The following is a 23,739-nucleotide window of genomic DNA, read 5'->3' as shown; positions in this document are numbered from 1 at the left end:
AGGAGATTGTTACATGACGGCAAGCCACTCGAATGTGAAAATTGCGCTCTATACCATGTGTCTCGTAAGAGACGGAGATAACGTGCTTCTGGTTAACCGCCCGGACAAGCTCGGTTTTCCCGGCTGGATCGGTCCAGGGGGAAAGGTCGATTTTCCCGAAAGCTTGACGGAGGGAGCCGTGCGCGAGGTTTGGGAAGAGACCGGGCTTACGGTTAAAGACCTCGTGTATAAAGGGCTCGATGAGTATGTAGATCCGAAAGCAAACTTCAGATACATGGTATTCAACTATGTGGCTACGTCCTTCGAAGGGGAACTGCTGCAAAACCCGCCCGAGGGCGAATTGAAATGGGTGCCGATTCGGGATGCGATGAACTATCCGATGCAGCCCTGGTTCAAGCGGAGATTTCCGCTGTTTTTTGAGGAAGGGACGTTCGAAATTTACGGAGTTTACGATCAAGCGGAGAAGGTCACGTTGAGAGAGACGGTTAAAAACATATAATGCGCTTAAATGTTAATGGGGCTGCCGAAGGGCAGCTTCTTTTCTTTTCTCGGCGTCCCATCCGGTTACGACGTGATCGGCGTCTTCGGAATCGGCTACCCGGCCGGAGTTCCGTCAGCTAAAGCTTTCCGGACAGTGGGAATATAATGGTAGAATAGACTGATGGAGCCCTGTACCCTGAGGAAGCTCCGTCGGTTTTATTTGTTTTTACCTTCATGAAAGAAGGAGGCGAAGCCGGTGGATGGCGCAGAGGTTTTTAGCAATTTTAGGCCGATCTATATGCTCTTTATCGTGATTCTGCTCTTGTCCGTTCTAATCACGATCTTTCAGAGAAAGCGCGTATATCTGATCGGCGGTTTTGCAAGGATAACCATTTCTTTGCTTTGCTCGGTGGTATCCGCCTTTTTGACTTATCAGATCGGCATTTTATCCGATGAATTGGGTGTCGGCGGCGACCCCGTTTCCTTTATGATGTTTCTAGCGGTTGTGATTCTCTCAATCGTGAATGTTATTGTTTTTCCGAGGGAAGCTATTGTCTGAGAAACGGGGGAGTAACAAAAGATGCAGGCTTCGGTAATATTCGATATGGACGGGACACTATTTCAAACCCATACCATTTTGGAACCATCGCTCGAGGACACGTTCGGCTACTTGAGGTCCCGCCGCGAATGGTCGGGCGACACGCCGATCCAAACGTATCGCGAGATCATGGGAGTTCCCTTGCCTGTCGTGTGGGAGACACTGATGCCCGCGCATTCGCCGGCCATCCGGGAAGCGGCCAATCGTTATTTTCACGAGCGGTTAATTGCGAACATCCGAAGCGGCCAAGGTGCGCTTTATCCGCATGTCGAAGAGCTTTTCGACTTTTTGAAGCAGTCCGGATATGCCCTGTTCATTGCCAGCAACGGGCAGATCGAGTATTTGCAGGCGATCGTTGAAGTTTACAGGTTGGATGCGTCGGTGACCGAAACGTTCAGTATTCAGCATATTGATACTTTGGATAAGGCGGACTTGGTTCGTCATATTATGGAGAAATACGGCATTCGCAGCGGTGCGGTTATCGGCGACAGGTTATCCGATATACACGCGGCGAAGCGTAACGGCTTGCTGGCGATCGGCTGCCGCTTCGATTTTGCCCAGGAGCATGAGCTGCGGCAAGCGGATGCGGTAGTGAACAATCTGCTCGAAGTCAAGGCGCACATAGGCCGCTGGAACGGATAATCTATAATTCATACACACTTTGTCAAAAATGCGCCATCCTTAGCAGCGAAGCAGACTCCAAGCAGAAAATGCTTGTTGCTTCTTTGCAGTCCATATGGTATGATCGTAAAAATTTACTCATAACTATGGAGGGTAGAGTCAGTGGCGTACTATTATACGGAACCATCCCGTACCTTTAGCGAGTATTTGTTGCTGCCGAATTTGACGAGCAAGGACTGCAATCCGGGGAACGTAAGCCTGAAAACACCGATCGTCAAGTTCAAGAAGGGCGAAAAGCCGGAAGTTGCGCTGAACATTCCGTTCTCATCCGCGGTTATGCAGGCGGTATCCGACCACAATATGGCGGTTGCCTTGGCGCGGTGCGGCGGAATTTCGTTTATTTTCGGGTCTCAGCCGGTTGAAGAGCAGGCGGACATGGTGCGCAAAGTCAAAGGGCACAAAGCTGGCTTTGTCGTGAGCCGCTCGAACCTGACCCCGCAGCATACGCTGAAGGATGTGCTGGAGCTGAAGGAAAGAACCGGCCATTCGACCGTGGCGATTACGGACGACGGGACGCCGACAGGCAAGCTGCTCGGCATCGTCACCAGCCGGGATTACCGGATCAGCCGTGATCCTCAGGACAAGCTGGTAGGTCAATTCATGACGCCGTTTTCCTCGCTGATATATGGGAAATCCGGAAGCACGCTGTCCGAAGCCAACGACTTGATTTGGGAGCATAAGCTGAACTGCTTGCCGATCGTGGGCGCGGAGCAGAACCTTGAATACCTTGTGTTCCGCAAAGACTATGACGCGCACAAGGAAAATCCGTATGAGCTGCTTGACGGGAATAAAAGCTACATCGTGGGCGCAGGCATCAATACGAAGGATTACGCCGAGCGGGTGCCTGCACTGGTAGCAGCAGGTGTCGACGTCCTCGTAATCGACTCTTCGGACGGTTACACGGAATGGCAGCGCGAGACGATCGAATATGTAAAAACGAACTTCCCGAAGGCGAAAATTGGGGCGGGTAACGTCGTAGACCGCGAAGGCTTCCTGTATTTGGTGGAATCCGGAGCCGATTTCATCAAGGTAGGTATCGGCGGCGGCTCCATCTGTATTACGCGCGAGCAAAAAGGGATCGGCCGCGGTCAGGCATCGGCCGTCATGGAAGTGGCGGCGGCTCGCGACGACTATTTCCGCGAGACCGGCATTTACGTGCCGATCTGCTCGGACGGCGGGATCGTGCACGATTACCACATTACGCTCGCTTTGGCCATGGGAGCCGATTTCGTCATGATGGGCCGCTACTTCGCCCGTTTCGACGAGAGCCCTACGCGCAAGCTGAAGGTCGGCAACAACTTCGTCAAGGAGTTTTGGGGCGAAGGCTCCAATCGGGCGCGCAACTGGCAGCGGTACGACACCGGCGGCAAACAGTCGCTCGTGTTCGAGGAAGGCGTCGACTCGTACGTGTCGTATGCGGGAAGCTTGCAGGAAAACATGGAAAAGACGATTCACAAAATCAAATCGACGATGTGCAACTGCGGCTCGCTGTCGATCGAAGAGCTTCAGCAAAAAGCGAGAATTACGCTCGTTTCGGCTACAAGTATCGTCGAAGGCGGCGCACATGATGTTATCTTGAAAGAGAACAGCTTGTCCGGCGAGTAAGCGGCCGGGGGCAGGATAAAATCCAACCCAGCGGAAAACAAAAAAAGGACAGTATCCACGTTTCACAACGCGGAGCTGTCCTTTTTCGACGTTCGCAGTCTATTAAGCTTTATCGGCTACCACTTGCATGGCGGCTCCGCTTTCTTTCGCTTCCGGAGCGCCCGAACCCGGTGTTTTGTTCGTAGTTCGGAGCGGAATCTCCTTCAGGAAGAAGACGAGCACGAAGGCGACTACGGTAACGATAGCCCCCGTCAGGAAGACGGTAGACAGCGTCTGGCCGAGCGCGTCGCGAATGTTGTCGATCAACTGCGTGAAGAGCGGCTGCACGTCCGCAGGCAGGCTCGCCTGCGTTTGTTCGAGCACCGGCTTGTTCATCAGCATTTGCGGATTCGCAAACGGGGCCATCTGCTCGGCCAGCTTCGGGTCGAGCTTGCTGAAGTCCGGAGCCGACGGCGACTGCATCGCTTCCTTTAAATGCTTCGCCAAATTGTTGGACATAACCGTCCCCATCACGGCGATCCCGATCGTGCCGCCGAGGTTCCGGAACAACTGGCTCGATGCGGTGACGACGCCGAGCTGCGTATGCGGAACGGCATTTTGCGTGGCCAGCGAGAACACCGGCATGCCAAGGCCGAGACCGATACCGAAGACGATCATGCTGAGCACCGCCAGGGCGACGCTGTTCATAAACACCATGATGACCATGCCTGCGATCATAATCGGCATACCGAGAATGGCAAACCGTTTGTATTTGCCGCTTCTGGCGATCATTTGACCGGTAATGGCGCTGGTGACGACCATGGCGATCGACATCGGCATCGTGACATAACCGGCGAGGGTAGGCGAGATGCCGAGAACGCCTTGCACGAAGAAGCTCAGGTAGATCAAGGCGCCCATCATGCCGAAGTTCATAATAAAGCCGATCGTATTCGAGATGGTGACGATGCCGTTGCGGAACAAATTAAGCGGCAAAATCGGGTTTTTCGCCCTCATTTCCACGAAAATAAAGATGATGGCGGACAAGACGGTGGCGGCGAGAAGCCCGAGAATTTGCGCCGATCCCCATTTGTATTCCGTGCCGGCCCACGAGAACGCCAGCAGCAGCGGTACGATCGTTGTCGTCAGGAATAGCGAGCCGATATAGTCGATGCTTTGCTTTGGCCCTCGTTCGACTTTCGGGAACAGTGCGACGATCATCGCGAACGCGACAATGCCGAGCGGCAGGAAGATCCAGAACAGCCAGTGCCAATCCATATGGTCGACGAGATAACCGCCGAGCGTCGGACCGAGTACGCTGGAAAAGCCGAATATCGCGGTCATGAAGCCCATCCATTTGCCGCGCTCGCGAGGAGCGAACAGGTCGCCTACGGCCGTAAACGCCGTCGATTGAATAATACCGGCGCCAATCCCCTGAATACCGCGATAAGTAATGAACTGGTACACGTTGTCGGACGTGCCGGTTAGAAATGCGCCGAGCATAAATAGCAAGATCCCGACTAGCAGGAATGGCTTGCGACCGAACATGTCGGACAGCTTGCCGACCAAGATCGTTGCGATCGTCGAGGTCAGCAGGTAAATGTTAATGGTCCAGGTGTAATAATCCATGCCGTCCAGTATGGCGATAATTCGCGGCATCGCTGTGCTCGTAATCGTCTGATTGATGGCGGCGAAAAACATCGCGGCCATAATGGCGATCATGATCGAGATTTTGCGTTTAGCGGTTAAATGCTCCATGTACCCTTTCTCTCCATCTCTTTTTAGTCTGTATGGTCCATTTTGAAAAGCATCTCGGCAAAAATGCGCCGAAGATGCTCGATATCTTCATCCGGAAGCATGGTGAAGATCATCTCGATCGTTTTTTTCTGAGTGTCCTTCGCTTCCCGGATCATGACCTCTCCCTTGTCTGTGAGCGTAATAACGACCACTCTGCGGTCCGATTCCGCCCGATCCCTCTGCACATAACCTTCCGCCAGCAGCTTGTCGGTAATGCCCGTTACGGCCGCCGGGGTAATGCAGAGCATCTCGGCAAGCTGCGATACCCGCTGGGGGCCAAGCTTATTCAACATATAGAGCACCTTGAACTGCGGAAAGCTAAGCGTACGGCCGCCGTTTTTATTCCATTCCTGCGAGATCCGTTTAATGAGGGTTCGGAACATCGAAGTGACTTCGAACAACGCTTCATTGTCAGCCAAACCCGTATCCCTCCTCTTGATGACGATAGCCACTTAGTTTTTTGTAAAATCCCTCCTTCGTATTCCTGAACTCAATTATTACTTTAGTAATAAATTAATTACTACTAAGATATTAAGAATGATAAATAATGTACCACTATTAAGCGAATGCGTCAAGAGAACATGGCAGGGAGATTCAGGATTTTTTTGGTGCACTACGGGGGACAGGCGAGAAGGAGAAGATACAACAAAAAAAGCCGGAGCCCGGGAAAACCCGAGTTCCGGCTTGGCTGCCGATCTTACTTGCTTTCCTTGATCAACTGGCGAAGCACCGTTTGCAGGATGCCGCCGTTGCGGTAGTAGTCGACGTCGACCATGCTGTCCAGACGAACGAGGGCGTCGAATTCAAACGTCGTGCCGTCTTCGCGGGTTGCATGAACGCGGACCGATTGGCCCGGCTGTACGCCGTTGTCGAGGCCTTGAATGTCGAACGTTTCGCGGCCGGTAATGCCGAGCGTACTCCAGCTTTGTCCGGCTTGGAATTGCAGCGGCAGAACGCCCATGCCGACCAGGTTGGAGCGGTGAATCCGCTCGAAGCTTTCGGCGATGACAGCCTTCACGCCGAGCAGGAACGTGCCTTTGGCCGCCCAGTCGCGGGAGCTGCCTGTGCCGTACTCTTTGCCGGCGATGACAACGAGGTTCGTGTTCTCGCCTTGGTACAGCATCGATGCGTCGTAGATGGACATCACTTCGCCGTTAGGCAAGTAGGTCGTTACGCCGCCCTCGGTGCCCGGAGCCACTTGGTTACGGATGCGGATGTTCGCGAACGTACCGCGCATCATGACTTCGTGGTTGCCGCGGCGGGAGCCGTACGAGTTGAAGTCTTCCTTCTTCACGCCGTTCGCAAGCAAATATTTGCCGGCCGGGCTGTCCGTCTTGATGTTGCCCGCAGGGGAGATATGGTCCGTCGTAACGGAATCGCCCATGAGCGCGAGCGTCTTGGCGCTGCGAATTTCGGCGATGTCGCCGACTTGCTCGCCGAGTTCCATGAAGAACGGAGGCTCCTGGATATAAGTCGATTTGGCATCCCACTCATACAGCTCGCCTTGCGGCACAGGGATTTGGTTCCAGCGTTCGTTTTGCGTAAATACGTTCTCGTATTTGTCGCGGAACATTTGCGGCGTAAGCGCCGTGCCGATCGCTTGTTTGATTTCTTCGTTTGTCGGCCAGATGTCTTTCAGGTATACCGGTTCATCGTTTCCGTCGTAGCCGATCGGATCGTTCGCCAGGTCGATATTGACCGTACCAGCCAGTGCGTAAGCAACGACGAGCGGTGGCGAAGCGAGATAGTTCGCTTTGACTTGAGCGTGAACGCGGCCTTCGAAGTTCCGGTTACCGGAGAGAACGGCGGCAACGGTCATATCGTTGTCGGCGATTGCGGCGCTTACTTCGTCCGGCAGCGGACCGCTGTTACCGATACAGGTTGCACAGCCATAGCCGGCAACGTGGAAGCCGAGAGCTTCAAGCGGCTCGATGAGGCCTGCTTTTTGCAAATATTCGGTAACGACGAGCGATCCCGGAGTCAAGCTGCTCTTGACGTAAGCCGGCTTTTTCAAACCGCGGGCTACCGCCTTTTTCGCTACGAGGCCTGCGCCCAGCATAACGCTCGGGTTCGACGTATTCGTACAGCTCGTGATGGCCGCGATAACGACGGCGCCCGTTCCGAGCTTTGTCGTTTCGCCGTTCGGATGGTTTACTTCGACGGTTTGATCGATTTTGTCCTCAGTCAATCCGTAACCGCCTTTGTCGATCGGCGTGCGGATAATGCTGTTGAACGATTCTTTCATGTTCGTCAGCTCGACGCGGTCTTGCGGGCGTTTCGGACCTGCAAGGCTCGGTACGATCGTGGACAAGTCCAGCTCGATCATATCGGAGAATACCGGGTCCGGCGTTTCGTCCGTACGGAACATGCCTTGCTCTTTATAATAAGCCTCGACGAGCGAAATTTGCTCCTCGGCGCGGCCGGTGCTGCGCAGGTAGTTCAGCGTCTCGTTGTCGACCGGGAAGAAGCCGACCGTTGCGCCGTATTCCGGCGCCATGTTGGCGACCGTCGCACGGTCCGCGAGGCTGATGTTGCTGAGGCCGGAGCCGTAAAACTCGACGAATTTGCCGACAACGCCTTTTTTACGCAAAATTTGCGTAACGGTCAGCGCCAGGTCGGTCGCCGTAGCGCCTTCCGCCAGCGAGCCCGTCAGCTTGAAGCCGATAACCTCAGGCGTTACGAAGTACAGCGGTTGTCCGAGCATGCCGGCTTCCGCTTCGATACCGCCTACGCCCCAGCCGACAACGCCGAGACCGTTGATCATCGTCGTGTGGGAGTCGGTGCCTACGAGCGAGTCCGGATACACTTCGGTTTCGCCGTCTACCGTTTTCGTTGCGGCTACGGATGCCAAATATTCAAGGTTAACCTGGTGAACGATACCCGTTGCCGGCGGAACGGCGCGGAAGTTGTCGAACGCCGTTTGCGCCCAGCGAAGGAAGCGGTAGCGCTCTTCGTTGCGCTCGAATTCGACGTTCATGTTGTATTCCAGCGCGTCCTTGCTGCCGAAAGCGTCAACCATGACGGAGTGGTCGATAACGAGGTCGACCGGTACGAGCGGGTTGATCCGCTTCGGATCGCCGCCGGAACGCTTCATCGTGGCGCGCATGGCCGCCAGATCGACTACAACCGGAACGCCGGTAAAGTCCTGCAGAACGATACGCGCAGGGATAAACGGAATTTCTTTATTATCGTCACGGCCTTCGGCCCAGCCGGCAATTTGCTTGACGTGTTCGTTCGTGATCGCATGGCCGTCGAATTGGCGGACGGCTGCTTCCAAAAGCACTTTGATCGAGAAAGGCAACCGCTCGATGTTCGCGAAGCCTTTGCCTTCCAGCGCCTTCAGGCTGTAGTAGTTGTACGGTTTTCCGCCTACGGAAAGCTGTTTGCGGACGCTGAAATGGTCTTTTCTGGACATAGGTACAAGCCTCCTTATACGTTAGGGTAGCCAGGTTTCCCTGGTTGCTAAGTTTCGCTATATGAAACTTGATTTCATAAATGCTGTACCTTTAGTATAGCGTTTCTGCCGGAGCGCGTAAAGTTTTTTTTGACAAATATTGCGGCTTATCCGCCTTTGCGGAGCGCGGCTTCGCGGTTGTTCGGGCGGAGCCCGGGAAGGTCCCCCGGCTTCGCGGCGAAATCATTTTCCACCCGGGTCAAACATACATTTGAGAATAGTGCTTGAATCGGGCATAACGCTCGTGACGTCGCCGTTATTCGCTTACGGTGCCCTATTCTCGGCATTCAGGGCAGGTTTCGTGAATGTTTACGCAGATAGTCACAAAACCCGCCAGGGGAGGGATTGTATGTTTGCCAATTGGAAATCGGCTGTATACGAATACGCACATCGCCGCAACCGTTTGGAGCTGGACGGCGACATACGCGAGCTTATGCCGGTCGTTCGCGACGAACGGTTTATCCGCAAGCTGGACACGCGAATCCGCCGTCTCCAGTCGAGCCGCAAAGCAAGAGGCGTAGAGCCGCTGCGCAGCGAAACCGGGCTCAAGCTGCTTTCGACCGACGATTCCGGCAGGACGGTTGCAGTCGAGCTGGAATTTCGCCGCAGTACCGAATACGGGCAGCTTGGAGAGACTTTCATCGAGAAGCGGCTGGAGCGGGAACGAATTACAGTGACGAATCTGAACGGCCATTGGCTCGTTACCGAGGCCCATCCGTCCTCCGGAGAGCGGCGGTTATCCTCTACGGCGCAGCTTCCTCCGTTTGTGCTGGAACCGGGGGAAGAAGAGACGGACGGCCGATTCCGCTCCGTGCCTTACCTCAACTACAAGGTTTTGCCTTCCGTTACGACCGATCCGGTCTACCGTTATACCGTATACGACCGCAGCAAAGCCCGCGATTACGCGGAGCGGTGGTGGAACGGCGCCAATCCGAAGTATCTCCAATTTGAAGTCGATTGCACCAACTTTGTCTCGCAATGCCTCTTTGCAGGCGGAGCCCCCATGAACTATACTGGAAAAAGGGAATCCGGGTGGTGGTACCAAGGCAGAGACGGCAGCCGGGAGCTATGGAGCTATAGCTGGGCTGTGGCGCACAGCTTGCAGCTGCTGCTGGCCGGGAGCAAGGGCGGTTTACGGGCGGAGGTAGTGGATGCCCCGCAAAAGCTGTCCATAGGCGACGTGATCTGCTACGACTGGGAGGGCGACGGCCGCTTCCAGCATAATACGATCGTTACGGGCTTCGACAAGGCTGGCATGCCGCTGGTCGACGCTCACACAACGAACAGTCATAGCCGGTATTGGGATTATCGCGACTCGTACGCTTATACTCCGAATACGCGCTACCGTTTTTTGCATATTGCGGACTATTTATAGAAGTTTGGCTGTTGTTGCAAAATGTTCTGCGTCCCCGCCAAGGAAAACGATCGCTTCGAAGCGCCGCCCTGGGCGGCGGCTTCGTTCGCGTCTTTATGCCGCGTTTCGCGGCATGAAGCGGTCCGAATAAATCCCTGATTTGGGCCGGCGTAGCTTTGGCGGGGATCTTTAGGCTTAGCATGCGGCAAGGAACCGGTTTACTATTCAGGCGCCATCAAAAAAAGGTCTATCATTTAATAAATCGTGCGAATCATATACGACGGAGGTAATCATGGACAGAAAAATTCGAATCGGGTTGGTGTACGGGGGGAAATCGGGAGAGCATGACGTTTCGCTGCAAACCGCCTTGGCCGTCATCCGGGCGATCGATCATACGAAATATGAAGTGTTTCCTTATTATATAACGAAGCTGGGCCAGTGGCGTCCGGGAGCCAGGCTGACCGGACCGGTCGACCGCGTCGAGCAGCTCCAGAACGAACCCGATGCCAGTGCGCAAAACGAGACGGCAGCCGGAATCGAGCATGGCGTTGCGATGCAGCCTTTTTTTGCGTCGATTGAGTCAGCCGCAGCGGGCGGATCGGGCGCGGCTCTCGACGTCGTGTTTCCGCTTCTTCACGGCACGTTTGGGGAGGACGGCACGATTCAAGGACTGCTAGAGATGGCCAATCTTCCTTATGTAGGAGCGGGCGTGCTCGCTTCGGCGGTCGGGATGGACAAAGTGACCATGAAGAAAGTATTTGCGCAGGAAGGGCTGCCGCAGTGCATCTTCCGTCACTTCACCCGTACCCAGTGGGAGAAGGACCGCGCCTTTTTTCTGATGGAGATCGAAGTGTCCGTCGGCTACCCGTGCTTCGTCAAGCCGGCCAATCTCGGGTCCAGCGTAGGCATCTCGAAGGCGAACAACCGCGACGAACTGATCGATGCCGTCCAAACCGCATTCCAGTACGACCGTAAGGTGGTTGTCGAGGAGTTCGTCGACGCGCGCGAGATCGAGGTCGCGGTGCTTGGAAACGACGAGCCGGAGGCGTCCGTTGCAGGGGAAATCGTCAGCTCGGGCGAATTTTACGACTACCGGGCAAAATATATCGACGGCAAATCGGCGATGATCATTCCGGCGGAGATCGCTCCGGAAAAAGCCGAGGAAATCCGGGACTGGGCGATCCGGGCGTTCCAGGCGATTGACGGCAGCGGCTTGTCGCGGGTCGACTTCTTCCTGCGCAAGTCTGACGGCGCCGTTTTGATCAACGAGATCAATACGATGCCGGGCTTTACTCCGTTCAGCATGTATCCGCTGCTGTGGAAAGAATCGGGCAAGCCTTACGGAGAGCTGCTGGACCGTCTGATTCAGCTCGCGATCGATCGTTATGCGGCGAAGCAAACTATCCGCTATACGTTTGATGCCGAATAAACCGAAGGAGGAATGAGGATGGGATTTCAAACCGAATTTAACTCCGTCTGCAAATTCAAGTCGGATCAGGAGCTGTACGAACTGCTGGAATACGGGCGGGGCAAAATGGTCAAAAAAGGCTTTCGCGTTTTTCCGACCGGGCAAAAAGTAATCGCCTATTCGCCGGACAATGTGGCGGTAGCCATCGTTAAAATCGTCGCTTCGATCGCCGAAATTAATTTTCAAAGCGAAGAAGTGACGGAAGTGGAGATGGAGCTGATCCGCAAGCTGACGGAGGAAGAATCGCGCGTACAAACGCAACTTGCTGACGAAATGTTTTTTGGCGGGAGAGCATAACTCGCCTTACATAGCGGTCCGCGAAGGACGGGAGAGGCAGGGGTTTCAAGCATGTCTATCGAACTATGGCCGGAAGGCGCACCTTATCAAGCAGGGAATACCGAGGAGGATCGTCCCCGGATCGACGCCTATCCGGTGAAGAGCGACAAGCCGGTAGGCTGTGTTATCATTTGTCCGGGCGGCGGATATGCTCGCCGCGCCGATCACGAGAAGGAGCCGGTGGCGAAGTGGCTTAACTCGATCGGAGTCGCAGCCTTCGTGCTGCATTACCGGGTTGCGCCGTATCGGCACCCGGCGCCGCTGGAGGATTGCCGCCGGGCGATCCGCTGGGTGCGGAGCCATGCCGAAGAATACGGCATTGATCCGGACAAGATCGGCATCTTGGGCTTTTCCGCAGGTGGACATGCCGCCGCTATGGCGGGCATTCATCACGAACCGGGCAATCCGGAAGCGGCCGATCCGATCGACCGGGTCAGCTCCAGACCGAATGCGCTCGTATTGTGTTATGCGGTTATTTCATTCGTAGAGCAGTATCACGAGGGCTCGATGATCAATCTGCTCGGCCAAAATCCATCCCAGGAGATGCGCGAGCTGCTGTCCGGCGAGCTGTCTGCGAATGCGGAGACGCCGCCTACGTTTATGTGGCACACGGGCAACGATGCTCCCGTGCCGGTTGCCAATTCCCTGATGCTGGCCGCAACGCTCAGCAAACATAAAGTTCCGTATGATCTGCATGTGTACGAAAACGGCCGTCACGGCCTCGGTCTCGCCGAGTCGCATCCCGAAGCGTATATGTGGACGCAGGAATGCGCCAACTGGCTGCGCAGGCAAGGCTTCGCGGCGGAAACGGAAGGCGAAGACGCACAAGGCGCACAAGGCGCGTAAGGAGACGCAACATCAACATGAAAAAGCTCCCGTTCGGGCAACTTACGTATATGAATACGTAGGGGACGGGAGAGGTTGAAAATGATGGTCAGACTCGGATACGTTGCGATGTCCACCGTGGTGGAGAATGCTTCACCTTCGAAAACGATGACGTTTACGAGTTTCTCGAAGCTGGGCGACCGCGAGGCCGCCATTCGCAAGCTGGAGCGGCTTGCCGAGCAAAACCTGCATAACACGCTGCGCCTACTGAAACATAACCGCGCTCACGATGTTCATATGTACCGTTTTTCCTCCAAGCTGATTCCGCTGTTCGGCCACGAGGCGCTTGAGGGCTGGGATCCGGTGTCTCTTCTGACCGATTCGTTTCGCGAAATCGGCGACTACGTCAAGGAGCACGGGATGAGAGTGAGCTTCCACCCCGATCATTTTACGGTGCTAAGCACGCCCCGCGAGATGGTGCTGCGCAATTCGATCGGCGATTTGCACCGTCATGCGCTAATGCTGGAAGCGATGGAGCTGGATGACCGGGCGAAGTGCAATATCCATATCGGCGGCATGTACGGCGACAAGGCGGCTGCCGGAGAGCGGTTTATCGTTCATTTTACCAGTCTGGACTCGCGGATTCGTCGGCGCATGACGCTGGAGAATGACGACAAGACGTTTACGGCTCGAGAAACGCTCGAGATTTGCGAGCGGGTCGGCGCACCGATGGTGTTCGACGTGCATCATCACGATGTTAATTCGGGGGATGAAACCGCGGAGGAGTTGTGGCCCCGCATAACGCGTACTTGGGCGGAAGAAGCCGTTCCGCCGAAGATCCATATGTCTAGTCCGAAGAGCGACAAAGATCGTCGCGGACATGCCGATTATGTGAGCGCGGACAAGCTGCTCTCCTTTTTGCGCATGGCAGCAGCTGCAGGAACGCCACAGCTCGACGTAATGCTGGAGGCGAAGATGAAGGATGGCGCCCTGTTCAAGCTGGTGGAGGAGCTGAGAAGCGTACAAGGCGTACGTACGATCGATCAGGCCTCGTTTGAGATAAACGCTTGAATAGTTTGGGAAAATAAGGTACGTTGGTAGCAGGCTCGGACAAGCCGTTTGGCCAATTCTCACTTGGAGGGGAATGCTAGCGATGAGTAAACTGCTGGAAGGGAAACATATATTGGTCATGGGAGTGGCCAACGACCGGAGTATCGCCTGGGCCATCGCCCAGTCGCTTGCCGCGCAAGGCGCGCGTCTCGCCTTTACGTACGAAAACGAACGCGTGGAGGAACGGGTTCGCAAGCTGGCGGAGACGATCCCCGGCTCGCTTATTCTTCCTTGCAACGTTACCGTGGATGCGGAGATTGATACGCTGGCGGAAGCTCTTAAGGAGCAGTTCGGCGTTCTGCACGGCTTCGTGCACAGCATCGCCTTCGCGCGTACCGAGGAGCTGGAAGGGCTGTTCGTTGACACGTCGCGTGACGGCTTCGCGCTGGCGCATGACATCAGCGCTTACTCTCTGACAGCTGTGGCGAAGCGGGTATACCCGCTGATGACCGAAGGCGGCAGCATCATGACGATGACGTATCTCGGCGCCGAACGGGCCATGAAGAACTACAACGTCATGGGCATCGCCAAAGCGGCCCTCGAGGCGAGCATCCGCTATTTGGCGAACGATCTCGGCCAGTTCGGTATCCGCGTCAACGGCATCTCCGCCGGACCGATTCGTACGCTGGCAGCTAAGGGCATTAAGGACTTCAACTCGATTTTGCGCCAGGTGGAGGAGAAAGCGCCGCTGCGCCGCACGACCGAAACCGCCGAAGTCGGCGACACCGCCATGTTCCTGATGAGCAATCTGTCGCGCGGCATTACGGGCGAAGTGATCCACGTGGATAACGGCTATCATATTATCGGGGTTTGATCTCTTACATTCATACATACGCAAGCAAGCGAGCCGCCTGACGGGTTACCGGGGCGGCTTTACTGTTTTTGTTAAACCTGTATCACTGACTGCCCTTGTCAGGGAAATCCTTTACAATGAAAATAAATAACATGGCTTAAAGGGGGCTTGGATCATGAAAGGAAATGAAACGTCACCGAAACCGGTTGGGAAAACGGCCTCGGCCGGCTTCCAGATCGGCGTGCGCCGCACGATCGACGTGACGCAGCAGCAAGCGTGGGAGTACCTGTTGTCGCCGGAGGGGCTGAAGCTTTGGATTGGGGACGTGGAGGCGATCGAGCTGAATCCTGGAGACAAGTACGAGTCGGCAAATGGCGCCTGCGGCGAAATGAGGGTCGTCAAGCATTATGAGCAGCTGCGGCTGACGTGGCAGCTCGCCAGGTGGGAGCGCCCCTCGACACTGCAAATTCGCTTTTTGCCCGCAGCCCGCGGCGGGACGACGCTCAGCTTTCACCAGGAGCATTTGGACGGGCCGAACACCCGGGAAGAGATGAAGCGACGCTGGGAGGAAGTGATAGCCCGAGTGGCCGAGTGCGCTGCCGATCGGCAGTTGTAGGCTTTCGGTGCGAAAGGGCAGACGTGAATGAAGGTGTCTTCTGCGTCGGCAGACAGCCAAGTCGTGACTTTAGCGTTGATATTGTTTCTGAACGTGAGAATGTAGGTTAAAGAAGAAGGAGAGGTTGGCTTTGGATAAAAAGGTAGATTATAAAAAAGACTTTAAGCAGCTCTATACGCCAAAAATTCATCCTGAAATTGTGGATGTGCCGAAGATGCCATTTTTTGCAGTTTGTGGTTCTGGAGATCCTAACGGTGAGGAATTCGCCAAGGCAACAGAGGCTTTGTACAGTATGAGTTATGCTGTGAAAATGTCCTACAAAAGTGAAGATATACCCACCGGATATTATGATTATACGGTTTTCCCTCTAGAGGGGGTATGGGACTTGATTGATTACTCAAAGCCCTCAACAGACAAAAGTAATTTTAAGTACACCATCATGATACGTCAACCTGACTTTTTAACAGAAAAGGGGTTCGAACGGTTTTTGGAGCAGACGAAGCGGAAAAAGTCAAATCCATACCTGGACAAAGTTCGCTTTGAATATGTTGAAGATGGTTTGAATTGTCAAATGATGCATATTGGCAGTTTCGATGACGAACCTGGAAGCTTCGCACGAATGGAAACATACTGTACAGATCAGGGCTATATCCGTTCAGGCAAAATTCATCGCGAAATATATTTGTCTGATCCTCGCAAGACTGAACAGTCCAAGTTGAAAACGGTGTTAAGGTTCCATGTAAAACCTAAGATTTAGGGACACAAGGAATTAAGCTCTAACGGATGCGATAGGGAATTAGACAGGGAGCAGATCGCCGCGGCAACTGCTCTCTTCTTTATTGTTTTACGCAACATTGTTGTCTTCAAAAAAATCAGATTTCCACTTGAACCTTACGTAACGTTATGATTTATGATGAACGTAACAGCAGGATGAACGCAGGCCAATGGCCCAAATAATTCAATAAAATAAATAGGAAATCGGAGGAGAAATAGACATGAGAAAACTCGTATTGTTCATGCATGTATCGCTCGACGGGTATGCGTCGGATTCGAACGGGGGTCTCGATTGGATTCCGTACAACGAGGAATTAGAGAAATACGCTGAGGAGGTCGTAGCCGAAGTCGGAGCTCCCGTTTACGGACGCACGACTTATCGCATGATGGAGAACTACTGGCCCACCGTGCTGGACAATCCGAATGCGTCGGGGCACAGAATGGAGCATGCCAAATGGCTGCAGGATGTGAAGAAGATCGTCATTTCCGGCACGATGGACAAGGTGGAATGGAACAATACGATGCTGATCAAGGACAATATCGCAGAGCAAATTAAGGTACTCAAGGAGCAGCCCGGTAAAAACCTCGTTATCTTCGGCAGCCCGGGAGCGGCGAAGACGCTGCTTAAGCTCGGCCTGATCGACGAATTCCTGCTTACCATTTGTCCGGTCGTCCTGGGCGGCGGAAAATCGGTATTCGACGGCAGCGAGAAAATCAGGCTCAACCTGCTCTCCAGCCGAACGTTCAAATCGGGCATTATCGCGACCCGCTACGAGTTGGAGAAATAACCGTACAAGGTTTCCGTAACGGAATACGATAGGGAATAAGACAGGGAGCAGATCGCTACGGCAACTGCTCCTTTTTTCATTAAAGTAACGGGTCAACGGTATGTAAAAAGTAGTGCTTTTGCAAATAGTATGGTATAGTAAATTCAATAACTGTTATCGTATGTATAACAGTTTAAACGCGAGGCTGATGAAACCAGAATTCATAACGGAGGTAATGCCAAAATGAATAATCATAAAATCCAACCTGCCTCCAAGCTAGGATCTTTATTCGAGTCCTTCAAGCTTGGTAATTTGAAGATAAAGAACCGGATCGTCATGGCTCCAATGACAAGAGCCTTCTCTCCCAGAGGAGTGCCGGGTCCTGATGTGGCTGGTTATTACCGTCGCCGTGCCGAGAACGGTGTAGGACTTATTATTACGGAGGGCACTCTGATCAACGATCCAGCTGCCACCAATAATCCGAATATTCCCAATTTCCATGGAGAGGAAGCACTGAAGGGCTGGGCTAACGTCGCCAAGGAAGTACATCAAGCCGGCGGGCTGATAATGCCGCAGTTGTGGCATATCGGTACAGACCGTAAGGTAGGAGCCATTCCAAACCCGGAGGAGCTGCCCATCGGACCTTCAGGTTTGGACCTCGCAACTGGGGAAAAAGTCAATGAGCCGATGAGCCAGGAAAGGATTGACGCCGTTGTTGCCGCTTATGCACAAGCTGCGGCTGATGCCAAACGGATCGGCTTTGACGGGATTGAGCTTCATGGTGCTCACGGCTATTTGATCGATCAGTTTTTCTGGGAGAAAACGAACCAACGCACCGACAGCTACGGCGGAGACCTTGTGAAAAGAACCCGTTTTGCGGCTGAAATTATTGCGGCTTGCCGTCGCGCCGTAGGACCCGATTTCCCTATCCTGCTGCGTATATCGCAATGGAAATCAAGTGATTACGAGGCGAAATTGGCAGCCAATCCGGATGAACTGGCCCAATTCCTTGCGCCGCTTGTAGAAGCGGGCGTTGATGTATTTCACTGCTCGACCCGCCGCTTCTGGGAACCGGAGTTCGCCGGTTCCGAGCTGAATTTCGCAGGCTGGGTCAAAAAATTAACCGGCAAGCCTACTATCACTGTTGGCTCCGTAGGTCTGGATAATGAGTTTTTATCTTCGTTTAGAGGGGAACATGCAGGTACGGCGAACGTGGATACCTTGATCGACAAGCTTAACGATCGAGAGTTCGATCTGGTTGCCGTCGGCCGTGCGCTGCTGGTTGATTCGGCGTGGGCGGCAAAGGTCCGCGATGGCCGGATTGACGAGCTGAAGCCTTTCACCCCGGAAGCGCTGCGTTCGCTATCTTGATTTTGCTGTAATTCTAAGTATTGGACTATGTGATCGGGCACTCCGAGTTAGTGGGAGAGCCCGTTTTTTTGTTCTATCAGAATTTATAAATCTTTCAATAATGTACTAGCGTGTACACAGTCGTTTGTGTATAATTGGAAAAATTAAACTATGGGGGAATGTATGTGGCAGCCATACAGGCAATTGTACTAGACTTGGACGGAACCTTACTTGATAGTGATAAATCCATATCTCCTCGAAATTATAGTGCTGTTAAAAGGTGTTTTGATTCGGGAATTCATATTATTGTTGCCACGGCACGACCCCCTAGAGCGGCTGAATCATTTATAAAGTCTATTCCTTTTGTGGACTACATAGTTTTCTACAATGGCGCGCTGGTAAGATGCAAATCCAAGCAGACTCAACATCACATTAGTATCCCTACAGAGGTTAGCCAACAGATTAACGAATTCATTAGGCTGAATGAGCCTGAGTCAACAATCCTATATGAAGTAAACGACTTATGGTATACTTGCACCCCGGTTCCCGATACAGAAAGTGCTCAGTCCGGTGCCCGTTCGAATGAGCCTAAACCGCAGGTAGTCGATTACGATTTCATCCGTTCCATCTCCCCGACCAAAATACTAGCTCCCGGTTATAGCGCATGGAGAGATGTGATCCGGAAATTCGGTGACCAGGTTAACGTAATCGCTACCGATGGAGGGATACTGGTTCAAATCATGCATAAATCGGCATCCAAAGAAAATGCCGTAAAGTCGGTATTAGATGAGATTGGTATACAGTCGGAGCATGTAATGGTATTCGGAGATGACTTTAACGATTTGGGACTTTTTCATATGTGCGGGTTCCCCATTGCAATGGGGAATGGGATAACGGAACTTAAGGATTGTGCAAAGTACATTACGGAATCCAATGATAACGATGGTGTTGCTGTTGCACTTGAGAAATTTGTGCTATTGAATAAGGAGTGAACTAGTCTCAACCAGAGTCGTTTTAGGAATATTTATCTAACATTTTTCGTAAATGATTTCGAAATTCTTCAACATATGATTTAGGCTCTATGACTTCTAGATTTGTACCGAAACTTGCTAAAAATTGAAATCCAATACTGTTTTGAGGAACATACTGCGTCGTCATCTCCGCCATCTCCGTCTGGAGCGGACCACCCAAGTTGACGAAACGGCTGCGGATTGCTACATTAAATGGAAATCCAATCTGACACGAGGGGAGCTTGACCGCTTTGACGGGATTTGTACTGCTTCTGATCATCGGCCTCGTATCTGCCACTTTCGGCAGCGTTGTCGGTCTTGGCGGTGGCATTATTATCGTGCCGGCACTGCTGTACATCGCCCCGATTTTTCTCGACCGGGATATTTCGACGGCTACGGCGGTCGGCACTTCGCTCACGGTCCTGATTTTTACCGCGCTTTCGTCGACGTTGACGTTTATGAAGGAGAAGAAGGTTGATTTCCGCAGCGCGTGGGTGTACTTCATCACGAGCGGTCCGGCGGCCATGATCGGCGCTTCGCTAACCGGCAGCTTCGCTCCGCGCCCGTTCGAGCTGGCTTTCGGCTTTTTCATGCTGTTTATGGCCATACTTCTTATGCTTCGCAGCAAGCTGAAGCCCTCGTCCATCGAATGGCGCATCACCCGCACGTTTACGGATGCCGGAGGGAATGAGCATACATACGGCTACAATATTCCGGCGGCCCTTGCGGTCGGCTTCGGCGTCGGTTTCATTTCCGGCTTGTTCGGCATCGGCGGCGGCTCGTTATTTGTGCCCGTCATGGTGCTGCTGTTCCGCTATCCTCCGCATGTGGCGACGGCGACCTCGATGTTCGTCATTTTCCTGTCCTCCATTCTCGGCAGCATTACGCATGGCCTGCATCAGGAAGTCGATCTGCCGAGCGTTCTGGCGCTCGCTCCCGGGGCATGGGTAGGCGGCTGGCTCGGGGCCCGCATCGTCCGTAAAATGAGCGGCGGCGCCCTGCTATGGGTGCTGCGCCTTACGCTTATAGTGCTGGCGGTGAAGATGATTTGGGGGTGATTCGTCTCTCCAGGGCGAAGAGGGCTTTGCCGCATCCGCCCTTCCTGTCACATTTTTGTCGAAAGCGACTACCCGATTTGGGTGAAACTCCGAAGAAATCGAAGCGTATATGTAATATACTAATCTCGTAATTCGTATTGAGAGAGCCAGCTTTCGAGGAAATGAGTGAGAGACGTGACGAATGAAGAAAACACGATATACACGGTAAGCGGCAAAAGCTTCACCGCCGTCGCCATCAACACGGCCGCCAAAGCGGGGGAATGGATCAAGCTGAAGCTGGGGGCGCACGCGTCGCTGGCGCTGAAAAGCAGCGCGCAGGATTTGGTTACCGAGGTGGATAAAGGCTCGGAGACGATGATCCGCAATCTGATCAAGACGCACTTTCCGCACCATTCGATACTCGGCGAGGAGGGCGTGGCTCCCGGCGCCGAAGCTTCCGCCAAGGCGCTTCGGGAGATGCAGGATGAAGAATATTTGTGGATCGTCGATCCGATCGACGGTACGACCAATTTCGTTCACGGCTTCCCGTTTTTCTCCGTTTCGATAGCGCTTGCGCACCGCGGGGAAGTGATCGTGGGAGTCGTCTATGATCCGAACCGAGACGAGCTGTTCGTTGCGGAGAAGGGGAAGGGCGCGTACGTGAAGGGCAAGAAGATGTCCGTATCCAAAGAGGACAAGTTGGCGAGCTCGCTCGTGGCGACCGGTTTTCCGGCCGACGGCCGGTTTGCGCTGCCGACGAACCTCAAAGGCATAGAGGCGGTTGCGCCGAAGGTAAGAAATATTCGCACCGCCGGCTCGGCGGCGCTCCACATGGCTTATGTGGCAGCCGGACGGCTTAGCGGTTTTTGGGAGATCGGGCTGAACAGCTGGGATCTGGCGGCAGGCGCCCTGCTGGTCAGCGAGGCCGGCGGCCGGGTCACCGATACGTCGGGACAGCCGTACCAGCTCGCCGTCCGCCATGTCCTCGCTTCGAACGGAGCGATTCATGACGAGCTGCGCGATACGCTGGTCGGAGCCGGAGCGACCGGATTATAGAAGCATTGCCGCTTACCGTATGACGGTGGCGGCAATGCCTTTTTTAGGTGCTCTTGGCGGCGGGAGCATGGAAGCGGAAGAGCCGCTAAGGCGTCAGCGGCTTCCCGACATACGCTTCGGCCAGCTTCCGGAGCCGTTCCTTGGACACGTTTCCGCTCAAATGCAGCATCCGCTCATTCGTTTCATCGACCACCATCCATACATCCATACCCCGGTTTGCGTCTGTTCCGTAGGATGCGCTCAGGATGCGCTCATCCACTTTGACGACTTCCCAGTCTTCCGGATAAAAGATCTGCATGCTCGTCGGCTCCTTGGGCTGCGCCTCCTTCTGAACGACGACGATCCATTCCTCGCCTTGCTCGTAGAAGTCGTAGAAGCCGTCAAGATGCAGCTCGTCGGCGGCCAGCGGCTTCTCGAACGGTCCTGTCCGGGTAATCCCGAACGTCCGCGACGGAGCCGGGCTTACGGAGCCGGGCCTTAAAACGGGGAGCTTGTACAGGTGGCCTGCCTCCTCGAGCGTGAACGACTTCCACTCCTTTCGGGCTTTCATCTCTCTTTCGATACGCGTGATGTCGCTCTCCGGTTTGTCGCCGGCAGCGGAGCTGCCCGGTACAGGTTCGTCGGGCCGATAAGTCGAAATGTCGATGCCGTTCCAGGAGAACGACATGGAGACAGCGGCGCTGACCGAAACGGCGGTAAAAAGAAGCAGGACGGCCGTCACGATCCATAACCGTTTCCGGTAAGCGACCCTGCGCTGCCTGCCGCGGCTTTCCGGCCGCCCGGCGGCTGCCCGAATGCGCTCCATCACCTGCGGGGCGCTGTCGATTTCGGGCCAGCGGACGTTTTTCATCGCCCGCCCCATGTTATCGAAGCTCGTATTGTTGTTCATGTCGGATAACCTCCTTCTGCTCGTCATACAAGTGCCGATGCTGCCGGACTAGCTTGCGCCGCAGCCTTTCGAACCGTTTGCGGATCGTGGTCGGCTTTTCGTTCATCATGCGGCCGATCTCTTCGAACGTACACTCCTCGACTACTCTTAACACTAGCAGGTGTTTCTCCTGTGCCGACAGTCCTTGCATCCAGCGGGCGATCTCGCCGAATTCCCCGTCAAACCGTTCCGCCGCAACCTGCTCTGCACTTTTGGCGGGGGGATCGCCGGAGCGGAACAGCGGCAGCAAGCTGAGCCATCTTTTTCGTTTTTTCAGCATGTTGTAGCAATGGTTTTGTGCAATTGTGTACAGCCAAGGTCGAAGCGGCTTCGTGCTGTCTACCTTGTGCATGTGCCGGTACGCCTGGAACAAGATGTCCTGCACCGCATCCTCGGCTTCCTGCTTGTTGCCGAGCAAGAAGCAGCAGTACCGGAACAGGCTTTGCTCGTAAAGACGTATGATCGGCTCGAAGGAGTCCGTATCCCCGTTCTGGACCCGTTCGATGAGCGCTTGAATGTCCACGTCGCACCTCCTCTCTGATTTGGAATCTACTGTTTATACAATCGGGGGAGCTGGAATGTGACAGGCCGTTCACGACAAATAGCCGCAAGACGTAATCTTGCGGCGGAGTGCTGCTGAAGCTTCCGTTTCGGGACTCATCCCGATGCGAAAAGCTGCGGTTAGGCCGGTTGACCTTAGCCTGCCATATGTTAGCGGAAAGCAGTTCCGCTAACACGATATTTCCCGACTATTTCCCGCAGATAGCGGAACGCAATTCCGCTAAACAAGCGGTTCTCGCCTCCAATCGGCCTTTTATAAGCCGATAGCGGAATTTTATTCCGTTAATAGGCGGAACTCCGACTGAAGTCCGGACTTAACGGAATTAAATTCCGCTAAGATCATGAAGCCGGCAAAAGAAGCAAAGCGGCGCACCGAAGACACGCCGCTTTGCGAAGCCGGGCACGCCCCTACATGGACGCGGTAGTCACCATGACGACATGGATCTCGTCGATCGTGCGCCGGGTTTGCCGGATAACGCCGAAACGGTCGCGATTGCGCTCGTGGAGCAGCTTCAGCCCGGCGCGGAGCCGATCCAGCTCGTCTGCGAAAAAGTACGCTTTCAGCAGCTTGGAGGAATCGAGCAGCATGACGAGCAGAGCGGTTTTGTCGTCTGCTTCAGTCCCCTGATCCAGCAGCTCGGCGCGAATGCGCTGAACGATCCGGGCGATGGCTCCCGGATGGGGCGTGTAGCGGGTGGAGGCGAACACGAACAGCAGCTTCCGCTGCTCGGCGCTCATTAGATCCCCCTCGAGCAAAGGCCGCAGGGACGCCTCGAATAACAGGTCGCGCAGGCGGCGGCGCGAGTAGATGCTGTGTATCCATTTGCGAATGGTCGTCCCGCTCGCTCCGGCCGTCAGCTCGGCGAGCAGCAGATCGGTACCGGCATAGCCGGTGGGGGTCGCATCCACGACTTCGAGCCGGCCGTCCTCATGCAGACGGAGCCGCTTAAGCAGCATCAGCTCGGCGACGGCTGCGCCGCAGGCGAACGTTTGCATGACCTGCCGGGCAGGCAAACCGAACTTATGCGCGGAGGCATCGAGGGCCAGCAGCAAATATTGTTCGGATAAGGATAATTCGGTCATCGGCATCCCTCCTGGCTGCGGGGGTTGGCATGCTTCGAACACCGCGATGCCGCGGTTCGAAAAACGTTAGTATTCGTACC

23 protein-coding genes and 1 pseudogene are annotated in these 23,739 nt (G+C 54.4%); 17 read left to right on the top strand and 7 right to left on the bottom strand.

Annotated elements, in window-relative coordinates:
- The first annotated feature begins 13 nt into the window (after positions 1-13).
- The 4 genes from D7M11_RS29580 (at position 14) to D7M11_RS29565 (ending at position 3,364) form a co-directional block, all read left to right on the top strand.
- A complete protein-coding gene (locus D7M11_RS29580) occupies positions 14-499 on the top strand; it encodes an 8-oxo-dGTP diphosphatase (RefSeq protein WP_120750882.1) in 486 nt (161 codons plus the stop codon).
- A 237-nt stretch (positions 500-736) separates the two neighbouring features.
- Positions 737-1,039, top strand: a complete 303-nt coding sequence (locus tag D7M11_RS29575) for a hypothetical protein (RefSeq protein ID WP_120750881.1) — start codon at positions 737-739, stop codon at positions 1,037-1,039.
- Between the two features lie 21 nt (positions 1,040-1,060).
- Positions 1,061-1,720 (top strand): HAD family hydrolase, encoded by a 660-nt coding sequence (locus tag D7M11_RS29570; protein WP_120750880.1) that lies wholly within the window; start codon positions 1,061-1,063, stop codon positions 1,718-1,720.
- A gap of 141 nt (positions 1,721-1,861) precedes the next feature.
- Positions 1,862-3,364, top strand: a complete 1,503-nt coding sequence (locus tag D7M11_RS29565) for an IMP dehydrogenase (RefSeq protein ID WP_120750879.1) — start codon at positions 1,862-1,864, stop codon at positions 3,362-3,364.
- A gap of 102 nt (positions 3,365-3,466) precedes the next feature.
- Here the strand turns inward: D7M11_RS29565 and D7M11_RS29560 are convergent, their stop codons facing one another.
- The 3 genes from D7M11_RS29560 to acnA all read right to left on the bottom strand — a co-directional run bounded on the left by D7M11_RS29560 (position 3,467) and on the right by acnA (position 8,552).
- Positions 3,467-5,098 carry a DHA2 family efflux MFS transporter permease subunit gene (locus tag D7M11_RS29560; RefSeq protein WP_120750878.1) on the bottom strand — a complete coding sequence of 544 codons (1,632 nt, stop codon included), beginning with the start codon at positions 5,096-5,098 and terminating at the stop codon, positions 3,467-3,469.
- A gap of 23 nt (positions 5,099-5,121) precedes the next feature.
- The gene (locus D7M11_RS29555; RefSeq protein WP_120750877.1) at positions 5,122-5,556 is read right to left on the bottom strand and encodes a MarR family winged helix-turn-helix transcriptional regulator; all 435 of its coding nucleotides are present in this window, start codon (positions 5,554-5,556) and stop codon (positions 5,122-5,124) included.
- Between the two features lie 278 nt (positions 5,557-5,834).
- A complete protein-coding gene (acnA, locus tag D7M11_RS29550) occupies positions 5,835-8,552 on the bottom strand; it encodes an aconitate hydratase AcnA (RefSeq protein WP_120750876.1) in 2,718 nt (905 codons plus the stop codon).
- A 388-nt stretch (positions 8,553-8,940) separates the two neighbouring features.
- Between acnA and D7M11_RS29545 the strand changes: the two genes are divergently transcribed.
- The 11 genes from D7M11_RS29545 to D7M11_RS29495 all read left to right on the top strand — a co-directional run bounded on the left by D7M11_RS29545 (position 8,941) and on the right by D7M11_RS29495 (position 18,976).
- On the top strand, positions 8,941-9,966 hold the full coding sequence (locus D7M11_RS29545; RefSeq protein WP_120750875.1) for an amidase domain-containing protein: 1,026 nt from the start codon (positions 8,941-8,943) through the stop codon (positions 9,964-9,966).
- A 271-nt stretch (positions 9,967-10,237) separates the two neighbouring features.
- Complete coding sequence (locus tag D7M11_RS29540) at positions 10,238-11,374, top strand: D-alanine--D-alanine ligase (protein WP_120750874.1); 1,137 nt, start codon at positions 10,238-10,240, stop codon at positions 11,372-11,374.
- An 18-nt stretch (positions 11,375-11,392) separates the two neighbouring features.
- Positions 11,393-11,710, top strand: coding sequence for a hypothetical protein (locus D7M11_RS29535; RefSeq protein WP_120750873.1), 318 nt, complete (start codon positions 11,393-11,395; stop codon positions 11,708-11,710).
- A gap of 51 nt (positions 11,711-11,761) precedes the next feature.
- Positions 11,762-12,595: an alpha/beta hydrolase gene (locus tag D7M11_RS29530; RefSeq protein WP_120750872.1), complete on the top strand. Its 834-nt coding sequence runs from the start codon at positions 11,762-11,764 to the stop codon at positions 12,593-12,595.
- A gap of 81 nt (positions 12,596-12,676) precedes the next feature.
- Entirely contained in the window at positions 12,677-13,645 is a 969-nt protein-coding gene (uvsE, locus tag D7M11_RS29525) for a UV DNA damage repair endonuclease UvsE (protein ID WP_120750871.1), read from the top strand.
- 82 nt (positions 13,646-13,727) lie between these two features.
- Complete coding sequence (gene fabI / locus D7M11_RS29520) at positions 13,728-14,498, top strand: enoyl-ACP reductase FabI (protein WP_120750870.1); 771 nt, start codon at positions 13,728-13,730, stop codon at positions 14,496-14,498.
- A gap of 154 nt (positions 14,499-14,652) precedes the next feature.
- On the top strand, positions 14,653-15,093 hold the full coding sequence (locus D7M11_RS29515) for an SRPBCC family protein (protein ID WP_120750869.1): 441 nt from the start codon (positions 14,653-14,655) through the stop codon (positions 15,091-15,093).
- A gap of 130 nt (positions 15,094-15,223) precedes the next feature.
- Positions 15,224-15,850 (top strand): GyrI-like domain-containing protein, encoded by a 627-nt coding sequence (locus tag D7M11_RS29510; protein WP_120750868.1) that lies wholly within the window; start codon positions 15,224-15,226, stop codon positions 15,848-15,850.
- A 238-nt stretch (positions 15,851-16,088) separates the two neighbouring features.
- The gene (locus D7M11_RS29505; RefSeq protein WP_120750867.1) at positions 16,089-16,655 is read left to right on the top strand and encodes a dihydrofolate reductase family protein; all 567 of its coding nucleotides are present in this window, start codon (positions 16,089-16,091) and stop codon (positions 16,653-16,655) included.
- Positions 16,656-16,877: 222 nt separating this feature from the next.
- A complete protein-coding gene (locus D7M11_RS29500) occupies positions 16,878-18,005 on the top strand; it encodes an NADH:flavin oxidoreductase (protein WP_120750866.1) in 1,128 nt (375 codons plus the stop codon).
- Between the two features lie 164 nt (positions 18,006-18,169).
- On the top strand, positions 18,170-18,976 hold the full coding sequence (locus D7M11_RS29495) for a Cof-type HAD-IIB family hydrolase (RefSeq protein WP_158606895.1): 807 nt from the start codon (positions 18,170-18,172) through the stop codon (positions 18,974-18,976).
- A 22-nt stretch (positions 18,977-18,998) separates the two neighbouring features.
- On the opposite strand, the pseudogene D7M11_RS37550 reads toward D7M11_RS29495, so the two are convergent.
- Positions 18,999-19,136 (bottom strand): annotated as a pseudogene (locus tag D7M11_RS37550) (WCX domain-containing protein); the annotation flags it as partial.
- 109 nt (positions 19,137-19,245) lie between these two features.
- Here D7M11_RS37550 and D7M11_RS29485 point away from each other — a divergent pair.
- Positions 19,246-20,052: a sulfite exporter TauE/SafE family protein gene (locus D7M11_RS29485; RefSeq protein WP_120750864.1), complete on the top strand. Its 807-nt coding sequence runs from the start codon at positions 19,246-19,248 to the stop codon at positions 20,050-20,052.
- Positions 20,053-20,226: 174 nt separating this feature from the next.
- The gene (locus D7M11_RS29480; protein ID WP_120750863.1) at positions 20,227-21,087 is read left to right on the top strand and encodes an inositol monophosphatase family protein; all 861 of its coding nucleotides are present in this window, start codon (positions 20,227-20,229) and stop codon (positions 21,085-21,087) included.
- Between the two features lie 85 nt (positions 21,088-21,172).
- On the opposite strand, the gene D7M11_RS29475 is transcribed toward D7M11_RS29480, so the two are convergent.
- The 3 genes from D7M11_RS29475 to D7M11_RS29465 all read right to left on the bottom strand — a co-directional run bounded on the left by D7M11_RS29475 (position 21,173) and on the right by D7M11_RS29465 (position 23,659).
- Positions 21,173-21,976: a hypothetical protein gene (locus tag D7M11_RS29475; RefSeq protein ID WP_120750862.1), complete on the bottom strand. Its 804-nt coding sequence runs from the start codon at positions 21,974-21,976 to the stop codon at positions 21,173-21,175.
- A complete protein-coding gene (locus tag D7M11_RS29470; protein ID WP_120750861.1) occupies positions 21,951-22,538 on the bottom strand; it encodes an RNA polymerase sigma factor in 588 nt (195 codons plus the stop codon). Before D7M11_RS29470 ends, D7M11_RS29475 begins: the two co-directional genes overlap by 26 nt.
- A gap of 446 nt (positions 22,539-22,984) precedes the next feature.
- A complete protein-coding gene (locus D7M11_RS29465; protein WP_158606894.1) occupies positions 22,985-23,659 on the bottom strand; it encodes a GOLPH3/VPS74 family protein in 675 nt (224 codons plus the stop codon).
- Positions 23,660-23,739 lie beyond the last annotated feature (80 nt).

This window comes from Paenibacillus ginsengarvi (assembly GCF_003626695.1).
Lineage (GTDB): Bacteria > Bacillota > Bacilli > Paenibacillales > NBRC-103111 > Paenibacillus_AB > Paenibacillus_AB ginsengarvi.
This window is presented reverse-complemented; position numbering and strand designations above follow the sequence as displayed.